The sequence below is a fragment of the Corynebacterium sp. HMSC076C10 genome (genome assembly GCF_001812455.1).
GTDB classification, from domain to species: Bacteria; Actinomycetota; Actinomycetes; order Mycobacteriales; family Mycobacteriaceae; genus Corynebacterium; species Corynebacterium jeikeium_D.
On sequence record NZ_KV809090.1, the window covers coordinates 38,426 to 48,008 of the forward strand.

Here is a 9,583-nt window from a genome sequence, read left to right on the forward strand (position 1 = left end):
AAACCCAGTCAGTAACTTAAGGCCATTGTCCTCTCGTTATTCTCGGCTGTCATCGCGGGCCAGGCTGTCCTCGTCGACGAGCCTCTCCTTGAACGCCTCGTGGCCAACGCGGTTACTAACAATCGGCGATGTTCCCAGAGCAAACAGGATAATCAGGGTCAATAGAGCCAAGTCACTGCTAGTAGTTGTGTGAGCTGACGCGTGCGTGGCGACGTGTACAAGCGAGCCCGACAGCGTCAAAATTAGCCCCAGTGTTTGTGGCTTGGAGGATGCGTGCATCCGACTGATGGTGTCGCGGAAGCGTATCAATCCCACGGACGCTGCAACGCACAGTAGCATTCCGGTGAGAATGAGTGTGATGGCGATAATGTCTGCCACGAGAATCATTTGGACTCTCCCTTCGCTGTTTTTGGAGCCGTTGTCGGTGTTGCCTTAGGCGCCGCTTTCTGTGCGGTTTTCTTTGTGGCGACCTTTCCGGCTGCTTTCGTCGCACCCTTCCGGGAGCTCTTTGCGGGCTGCTTTCCGTCATCCGGAACACGGAACTTGGCGACCGCCAGCGAAGACAGGAAACCGAGCAGCGCAATGATGAGCATTGGGTAGACCACCGAAGTGTCCAAGCTCCAGGCCATGAACGCAGCGAGCATGCCCTGCAGCATTGCAGTCGTCGACTCCAGCGCCACCAGGCGGTCCAGCGAGTTTGGGCCTGCGATCATGTGTCCGAGGGTAATCATCACCGCAATGAAATAGCCTGCGGCAGCCACTCCGAGCAGAGTGTTAAAAACTTCCGGGTTCATCGGCTACTCCTTTCGCTGCTCTTCTCGCCGCTCTTGTCGCTGCTCGCCTGGTTGTCACTTGGCACCGGCTTGGTCGGTTGCTCGTTGACATCGCGGTTTTCAAACGCCCGAATAACCCGACGCTCGATTCGTGTCAGCTGGTTGATTTGCTCGGCTACCTTGCTTGTCGACGACGCATCGAGAATGTGCATGGTCAGCGTCTTTTCTCGCTTATCGATGTCCGCGATGATGCCGCCCGGCTGCAAGTTAATCAGTGCCATTGCAGTCGTGAGCGAAATATCGTCATTGGTGCGCATAGGGACCTTGATGATGGCCGTCGGTGGTGGATCAGCTCGTCGGATGGCCAGCCAGGAGACACTGATTGAGGCCTTCACAAAGTCGATTGTCCAGGAACCGAACAGTCGCACCATGCCACCGAAGTTGATGTCCAGCGCGCTGTTTGGCGGGATAGGCATGGCGAGGTTGAGCAACGTGGCTACCAGGATTCCCGAAAGCACATTGGCAAATGTCACTTCGCCCCACAGCATGACCCAAATAATCAGCGTGAACAGGAACAACAGGATTGAAATACGCGGTGGTCGTTTTGCGGCCACCCTGGCGCGAGCTTTACTCATGAGCTTTCACCTGCTCCTTCCAACGTGCTGGTGGCATGTTCGGTCACCGGGTCCGACTCCCACGGGCTCTTGGTGCGGCCTGGGTTCTTCAGCTGCTCCAGTCCCTTGCCATCAGCCGATTCGATACCGAGAACTGCCGCGCGGTAGTCATCAACATTCGCGACGTTGCTCGCCGCTTCGGTAGCCACATTAGACAGCGGTCCGGCCAGAAGAGTCACGCCCACAGAGGCAATCACCAGTAGGGCCGTCGGCATCACCATGCCGAGTGGCATCCGGCCGACGTCGTCACGTTCTGCGATAGCGACCATCTGCGTCCTTTCCCGGAGTGCAGCTGGTTGCGCCAGCACGGTGTCACCCTCGGGGGCATCGGAACGGTCACGCCAGAAGGCTTTCGACCAGACGAGAATCATGGTGTAGAGGGTCAGCAGGCTAGTGATAATCGAACCCGCAACCAGAATCCACGCGGTGGCGGAGCCGTCTTGGGCACCCGCCTCAATCAGCATGACCTTGCCCAGGAAGCCCGAGAACGGTGGGATACCACCGAGGTTGAGCGCGGGCACGAGGTATAGCAGCGCCAGCAGCGGCGAGGATTTGGCCAGGCCACCGAGACTGCGCAGGGAGGAGGAGCCCGCCTGGCGTTCGATAAGTCCGACCACCAGGAACAACGCCGTCTGCACCAGAATGTGGTGGACGATGTAGAAGATTGCGCCGCCGAGCCCCAGCGTATTGCCGACGGCAATACCGAAGATCATGTATCCGATGTGGGACACCAGCGTAAATGACAAGAGACGTTTGATGTCATTTTGGGCCATGGCGCCGAGAATGCCCATGAGCATTGTCGCTAGGCCGGCCCACATCAGGACGTCGTCAAGCCTGCCGTCGGGGAAGACGACACTGCGCGTGCGGATGATCGCGTAGACACCCACCTTCGTCAGCAGACCCGCGAAGACTGCGGTGACCATGGACGGTGCGGTGGGGTAGGAGTCTGGCAACCACGCCGACAGCGGGAACACCGCCGCCTTCACCGCGAAGGCAACGAGCAACACTGCGAAGATTGCGGTGCGGGTGCCATCGGGAATGTCCTCCATACGCAGGGAAATATGCGCGAAGTTCACCGTGCCGACCGCTTGATAAACCAGGCCAATCGCCAGCAGGAACACCATCGAGGACAGCATGTTGACCATCACATACGACACGCCTGCGCGAGTGCGTGATGACGATGCTCCCAGCGTGAGCAGCACGTAGGAGGCTACGAGCAGAACCTCGAAACCGACATACATGTTGAACAGGTCGCCAGCCAGGAAGGCCATCGAGACACCCATGTTGAGCAACATGTACGTCGGAACGAAGACGGAGATCGGCTCATCTTCGTCACCGTCGCTAATACCCTGGCCGATGCCGAACCACATCACGGCAAAGAGGACCAGCTGGGAGACGGTAATCATCAGCACTGCGAGGTTGTCGGCCACGAGCGTGATGCCGATTGGTGCGTCCCAGCCGCCCACCTGGACCGTGTGGATGCCGTGCGCGTAGATGAGATACACCAGTGCGCTGGCGACTCCCAGCAGGCTGCCGAGTGAAAACAGCGCGATCGCCTGCTGTGCTTTGGGAAAACGTGCCAGCAGCAGAGCAATTGCGGCGGTGGCGGCGGGGACGATGATAGGAAGCGGGATTAGCGCCAGGATTAATTGCTCAGTCGTCATCGTCGTCACCTCCTGGGGTGTTGGATGGTGGGGTAACGGGTTTTTCGAAACAGACCGGACCGAAGTTATCTCCGGCCTCCGTGGGACGACCGGTGGTGGGGTCGTCGGACTTGTCGTGATCCGGAGCAGCCGACGGGTCGCTGGCGCGACGCAGTGCCAGACTGCGGTCTTCGTGGTCATCCTGCACGTGATCGCCGATGTGGTAGCGGTGCTGGCGATAGAGCAGGGCCAGCAGGAAGGCGGTCATGCCCATAGAGATAACAATCGCGGTGAGGATGAAGGCCTGAGGCAGCGAGTCGGCCTGGGCATCGCTGACTAGCGATTCTCTATCCCAGATCGGTGGTTGCCCCGGTGCACCAGAGCCAAGCAGGATGAGCAGGTTGATACCGTTGCCCATCAGCAACAGCCCCATGAGCATCCTGGTCAACGAACGATCGAGGAACAGGTACACCCCTGTGGCGATCAGCGTGCCGACAGTAGCTAGCAGAACAAAATTGAGAATCACTGGTGAGTGTCCTTTCCTTCGGTCCTAGCTGGGGCTGTCGGTTCTGAGGCCTCCGAGGTGGCTGTGTTGGCAGTGCCTGCGGGTTTAGTGCCGGCAGGTTTAACGCCTGCGGGCTTAGCACCTGCGGACTTAACACCTGCGGGCTTAGCCGCCGCCAACTTGCTGCGCAGCTGGCGGGACTGGCCGAGTGCGGCTCGATTCACACGACGTGAACGATCACGCTCAGCGCGAAGGTTTATCTGAGCATCGATGCCGCCGCCCAAACTGCGCAGGATGTAGACAATCGTGCCAACGACAATCATGTACACACCCAGGTCAAAGAGCATAGGGGAGACAACGGTGACGTCGCCGAGCAGCGGAATTTCCCGCGAGCCGTACCAGGAAGTCAGCGGAGCCCAACCCACGAACAGTGGCCATACGGCGCTAAGAGCCGACACCAGCAGACCGCCGCCGAGAAGTACCTCGGTAGGAATTGGCAGAGTTGCTGCCAGTTCACGATGCCCACCGATGAGATAACGCATGGTCAGTGCCAGCGCAGCCACGAGGCCACCTGCGAAGCCACCACCGACATCGTTGTGGCCGGCGAAGAAGAGGTAGATGGAAACCACCATCATGGCGGGGAAGAGCGCGCGCGATGCCACCAGAACCATGATTGGGTAGCGCAACCGCTCGGCTTCACCGGACTCATCGATGGTGTTCAACCAGCGGGTGTTGCGGCGAGCACGATTCCGCTGTGGCTTAATCTTTGAGCGCATGTGCATCGTGTGCGTGCGGAATACCAGCGAGGTAATCCCCAGCGCCACCATCACCAGCACGGTGATTTCACCGAAGGTATCCCAGGCGCGGATATCGACAAGAAGTACGTTGACCGCATTCTGGCCGTGCCCAATGTCGTGAGCCAGCGGCGGAATGTCGCCGGAGATTGGCTCAGTACGACGGGAGCCCATAGCGTAGGCGGCCAACACTGGGACAGTGACACCGACTGCGATGGCCAGCCATGCACGGTGTCGTATCCACCTCGGATTTGATGCCGGTGCCCGCGGCGAGAGCGTGCGCAGCACCAACACGAAAACAATCATTGAGACCGTCTCAACCAGCAGCTGCGTCAGAGCCAAATCAGGTGCACCGTACATGGCGAAGATAATGGCCAAGCCGTAGCCGGTCACACCTACCAGGATGACACCGGAGAGCCTGTTTTTCTGTTGGGTGGCGGCCAGAGCCGCGATGATCATAATCAACGCGACCGCGCCCTGCGGTGCAGAGTCCCACAGTTCCATCCGGAGCTCATCACGCTCACCGAGCAACAAGGCGCCGATGGACAGCACGATGAGGGTCAGCAAAATGACCGCCTCATTCAACGGAAGGGAACCACGCTGGGTCGCAGCAGTGGCACGGAGAGAAAGACGGCGGGCCAAGTCCAGGATGCCGTCGTAAAGCGCATCGGCACTACCGAGAGCCGGCTGTTCAAACTGTAGCTGACGCACCAGTTTGCGCTGCCAGTGCATGATGCCACCTGTGATCAGAATTGTGGCTGTCAGCGCCAGAGGAAGGGTGAAACCGTGCCAGAGAGCCAGGTGCGATTCTGCTTCCGCATTCGGGTAGGCATTGGTGAGGTAGGGCGAGATAGTCGAGTCGAGGACCCGCGGAATCAGACCGAAAACCAGACCTGCCAGCGCCAGCAGCCATGCCGGGCCAATCTGATCCCAGGTCGGGGAATCCATCTCGGCGACGGCGGGGGAAGTGCCACCGCCGCTGGCGTGCGTGCTGGGCTTGGTCGCAAACGCGGCACGCAGCAGGTAGAGCGAGTACGCCACGGTCAGAATCGAGCCTACGACCAGGCCAATAGTGGTGAACACCGCCGGCATACCGTGCAGTGGTTCAGCATTGAGCGTGGCCTCGAGCGCCGCTTCCTTGGCGACAAAGCCGAAGAACGGCGGCACACCCATCATCGAGGCGGCAGCGAGAATCGAAATCACCAGCAACTGTGGCGACTTCTTGCCCAAGCCAGAGAGCTTACGGATATCGCGCGTACCAGTCAGCCTGTCAATCGTTCCCGCCGTCATAAACAGAGTGGCCTTGAACATGGCGTGTCCGAGAGTCAGCGCCAGGGCCGCCAGCATCGTCGCACGCGTGCCTATCGACGCTACCGTGATGATGAATCCCAACTGGCTGACAGTGCCATACGCCATGATCAGCTTGAGATCCTTCTGGCGCAGAGCCATCCAGCCGCCCATAATCATGGTCAAAAGGCCGAGCGGGATGATGATTGGTTGCCACGCGTTGGTGGCATTGAAAGTTGGCGCAAGTCGGGCGACCAGGAACACACCGGCTTTGACCATCGCTGCCGAATGCAGGAAGGAAGAAACCGGGGTAGGGGCGGCCATTGCGCCGGGCAGCCAGAAGTGGAAGGGCGCGATAGCGGATTTAGAAAGTGCGCCGATGACCAGCAGGATTGCGGCGGTGGAGATTGCTGTGGAGTTCAGCTGTGACGTGGTCAGCGCGCCAGGTGCTGTGAGGTCGGAGAAGTTCCAGAACCCAGTGGTCACTCCCATCAGGACGATACCGACCAGCATGATTAGCCCGCCCAGTGTCGTGACCAGGAGTGCCTGGCCTGCTGCGCGACGGGAGGAAGCTCGCTCGGCGTAGTAGCCCACCAGGAGGAAGGAAAGAACCGAGGTAATTTCCCAGAAGACAAACATCAGCATGATGTTGTCGCTGATGACCAGCCCGTACATAGCCGCGGCGAAGGCAACCATTTGGGCTGCGAAGGAGCCTATTCGACGACGTTTTCCGGGCGGCGGATTGACGAAGTATCCGGAGCAATACACCAGTACGAGAAAGCCGATGGTCAAAACCAGTGTGCCGAAGAGCGATTCAATAGGACCTAATCGCAGGTTTACATCCAAGTGGATAATGGGCATCCACGAAAAATGCGTGACGGCGGGTTGCGTGGTGGCGGAAGTTTCCCCGTTTCCATTCGCTAGAGCTAAGCGAACCAGATGGGCGCCGGTGTAGATAGCGCCACCTGCCAGAGGGAGGCTGAGAACGAGGAACCCGCGGGTTCCGAGCCACTTAATCGTCCATGGTGCAATCGCTGCCGTAAGGAACAGGATGCACAGGAGAGAAGTCACCATTCCATAATGAACGGAACACACCGGTTCATGCAACCCCGTTTTAGGGACTTAAGCATTCAAAACGGGGTTAACCGAGTGTGAGAAAACGGGAAATTTTTTCCGGTGTGGTGAAAATTTGGGGGTGAGGATTTGGGCATTTTTTAGGGCTTGGCAATCGACTGCCAAGCCCCAAGATTGGCGCATTTATTACTCGTGCGCTACTCGAATGTCAGCTGCGCATTAGCCATGCAAGCGGTTAGCAGCACAGACCAAAGCGGAGAGCACGGAAGCTTCCGGAGTCTGGCCAAAGCCCATGGTCCACACATGGTCATTGTTGTGACCTGCGTAGACAAAGGTAGCCGTAGCCTCGAAAATCTCGAACTGGTGGAACTCCACGATTTCAACGCGGTAACCTGCATCAGCCAGCAAGTTGGTGCAAGCCGACACCGGCCCCATAGCGGTGATTTCCTGGGTGAAGGTACGGGTACGGCCGTCCTTGTCGGTCAGCGACAAATCAGCGTTGAAGTTCCAGCGGCTCAGGGTGCCACGAGTTGCCTCGAAATTCTTGATTTGAACCGGGCCGTTCGTGGGGGAGTAAATGTCCTTGAACTTCTGCCAGTTCATGCCACGAGCTTCCTGCCTCAAGCCACGAGGCAGGCGATGTCCGAAGCGAGCCCTAAACGGATCGTCGGAATAAGTTCGCACATTTCCGTTGTCCTGGTGCTCCAACGAAGGGCGCTTGCCCGTGAAGGTCGTCGAAGTGGACATGTTCTTCTGGGTGCGAGTGGAAAACATTCTTTTCTGGTCCTTTGCTTAATTGCTTTGCTGTGAGTGGCGGACCAACCAAGTGCTTCGAGAAGTTGCGGCCAGAGACCCCGCGTGGAGGGGTCAGTCCTGTCGGCCTCCACCGGGGTTCGTAGCCTTCGCTACTCGAATAAGAATGTTCTGCTGCATGGGTCGAACCTTACTACAGAAAAAAGATGTGACACAAGTCATTCATCTAATAATCTGACAGATTTTTTGATGTGCCCGTTAAATTCCGTTGACGGAAGCTAGGAAAACCGCCTCGCCAATAGCGATGTCGCGAATCTCGTTCGGGTCCACCGATTCGTCGGCCGAGTGAATGCGGGCCTGTGGCTCTTCCACACCGTAGAGTGCGATGTCAGCACCTGGTACGGCCTCCAGCAAAGTGGCGCACAGCGGAATCGAGGCTCCCTCGCCCATGCTTGCCGTCTCCTTGCCGTAGGCGGCCGACAGGCTGTCGGCAACCAGCTGCACAACCTTGCCCTCAACATTGGCCCGGAATGGGTTTGCTAGCTCGTCGCGCTCGACCGTCACCTTCACGCCCCACGGAGCATGCGCGCGCAGGTGATTCTCCAGTGCCTCCTGTGCTTCGGCCGGGTCGACGCCGCCTGGGATGCGGAAGTTGATGTGCGCCATAGCAGTCGATGAAATTGCGTTGACAGCATTGGTCGCTGGTGGGCAGTCGATTCCGGTCACAATCACAGACGGGCGAGCCCAGGTCAGGTCAGAGACGGAAGCGTCCTCGTTGCTAATTAGGTCCACGCCGTCGAGTACACCTGCGTCGGCGCGGAAAGTCTCTGGCGCGTAGTCCAGACCCTCCCAGCGCTGCGAGCAGTCCAGGCCGTCAATAGAGGTAAAGCCATTTTCATCGCGCAGGCTGTCGAGCATACGAATCAACGCCGCCAGTGCATCCGGAGCTGCGCCGCCGAACATGCCCGAGTGCACCGGCTGCTCCAGCGCATCGACGCGAACTTCCACATCAGCGGTGCCGCGCAGGGTGGTCACGAGTGTCGGCTGGCCAACCTCGGCATTGCCGACATCCGCAATGAGGATGACGTCGGCGTCGAAAAGCTCCGGCTGCGTGGCGATGAGGTTGTTCAGGCCCGCCGATCCGCGCTCCTCGGAACCTTCCACGATGAGCTTGATGTTTGGCATGTCGACGCGGCCCGCAAGCGCGTCGTCACGCAGCGCGCGCAGCGCAGCTAGGTGCATGACCACGTTGCCCTTGCAGTCGGCGGTGCCACGGCCGTACCAGCGACCGTCGCGCTCGTCGAGCGTCCATGGATCTGCGGTCCAGGCGGATTCGTCGCCCGCCGGCTGAACGTCGTAATGGGAGTAGAGCAGTACGGTCTTCGCGCTTTCCGACGACCCGGGGACGAAACCCGACAGTGCAATCGAGCCGTCGACGGTGTGGTGCGCCTCCAGTTCGATGCCCAGCTCTGCGTACATGTCGGTAACCGCCTGAGCTGCGTCAATGCAGGCCTGCTTGGTTTCTTCGGTGCCGTGTACGGAGGGGAAGGCCACCAGCTCGGTCAGCTGGGTGCGGATGGTCTCGCGTTGGCTGGAGATGTGGTCTCGCAGGGTCTCCGTGAGTTCCTTATTAATAATGCTCATGTGCGACAGTGTAGGCGCACAACCATGATGGCGTTGGAAGTGGCATCAGGAGTGACGCCAGGAGTGACAATGCTTAACCTTGCACTCGATGGGGTTGAGTGCTAGAAAAGTGAATTAGCACTTGCTCTAATTGAGTGCTAATAAAAACAACTTCACACCTTGTGTATGCGTGTGCTGAAACAAGTGTTGAAAAGTCGTTAAAAAGTACAGTGTTGACTCCGGTGATGGAGAGGGCGGCGCTTCCCTCGAATCACATGCCGTCGCGGGCGCCTGGGTCAACTTCCAATGTAAGTGCCACATAAATAGACGGAGGATTCTTCAAACCTCATGGCTAAGATGATTGCATTTGACGAGGAGGCCCGCCGCGGTCTCGAAACGGGTCTGAATACCCTGGCAGACGCTGTCAAGGTCACGCTGGGCCCGAAGGGTCGCAACG

8 protein-coding genes are annotated in these 9,583 nt (G+C 58.7%); all 8 read right to left on the reverse strand.

The window, feature by feature from the left end; translation table 11 throughout:
* Positions 1–36: 36 nt before the first annotated feature.
* Positions 37–387: a monovalent cation/H(+) antiporter subunit G gene (locus HMPREF2857_RS01250; protein WP_016421509.1), complete on the reverse strand. Its 351-nt coding sequence runs from the start codon at positions 385–387 to the stop codon at positions 37–39.
* On the reverse strand, positions 384–794 hold the full coding sequence (locus HMPREF2857_RS01255) for a monovalent cation/H+ antiporter complex subunit F (protein WP_049189490.1): 411 nt from the start codon (positions 792–794) through the stop codon (positions 384–386). Before HMPREF2857_RS01255 ends, HMPREF2857_RS01250 begins: the two co-directional genes overlap by 4 nt.
* Positions 791–1,408 carry a Na+/H+ antiporter subunit E gene (locus tag HMPREF2857_RS01260; protein WP_070642293.1) on the reverse strand — a complete coding sequence of 206 codons (618 nt, stop codon included), beginning with the start codon at positions 1,406–1,408 and terminating at the stop codon, positions 791–793. The genes HMPREF2857_RS01255 and HMPREF2857_RS01260 overlap by 4 nt, the downstream gene beginning before the upstream one ends.
* Positions 1,405–3,111 carry a Na+/H+ antiporter subunit D gene (locus HMPREF2857_RS01265; protein ID WP_070642296.1) on the reverse strand — a complete coding sequence of 569 codons (1,707 nt, stop codon included), beginning with the start codon at positions 3,109–3,111 and terminating at the stop codon, positions 1,405–1,407. Before HMPREF2857_RS01265 ends, HMPREF2857_RS01260 begins: the two co-directional genes overlap by 4 nt.
* Positions 3,101–3,616, reverse strand: coding sequence for a Na(+)/H(+) antiporter subunit C (locus tag HMPREF2857_RS01270; RefSeq protein ID WP_016421505.1), 516 nt, complete (start codon positions 3,614–3,616; stop codon positions 3,101–3,103). Before HMPREF2857_RS01270 ends, HMPREF2857_RS01265 begins: the two co-directional genes overlap by 11 nt.
* A complete protein-coding gene (locus HMPREF2857_RS01275; protein WP_070642299.1) occupies positions 3,613–6,750 on the reverse strand; it encodes a Na+/H+ antiporter subunit A in 3,138 nt (1,045 codons plus the stop codon). The genes HMPREF2857_RS01270 and HMPREF2857_RS01275 overlap by 4 nt, the downstream gene beginning before the upstream one ends.
* A 219-nt stretch (positions 6,751–6,969) precedes the next feature.
* Positions 6,970–7,524, reverse strand: coding sequence for a 2-isopropylmalate synthase (locus HMPREF2857_RS01280; RefSeq protein WP_070642301.1), 555 nt, complete (start codon positions 7,522–7,524; stop codon positions 6,970–6,972).
* A gap of 237 nt (positions 7,525–7,761) precedes the next feature.
* A complete protein-coding gene (locus HMPREF2857_RS01285; protein ID WP_069358940.1) occupies positions 7,762–9,147 on the reverse strand; it encodes a dipeptidase in 1,386 nt (461 codons plus the stop codon).
* Positions 9,148–9,583 lie beyond the last annotated feature (436 nt).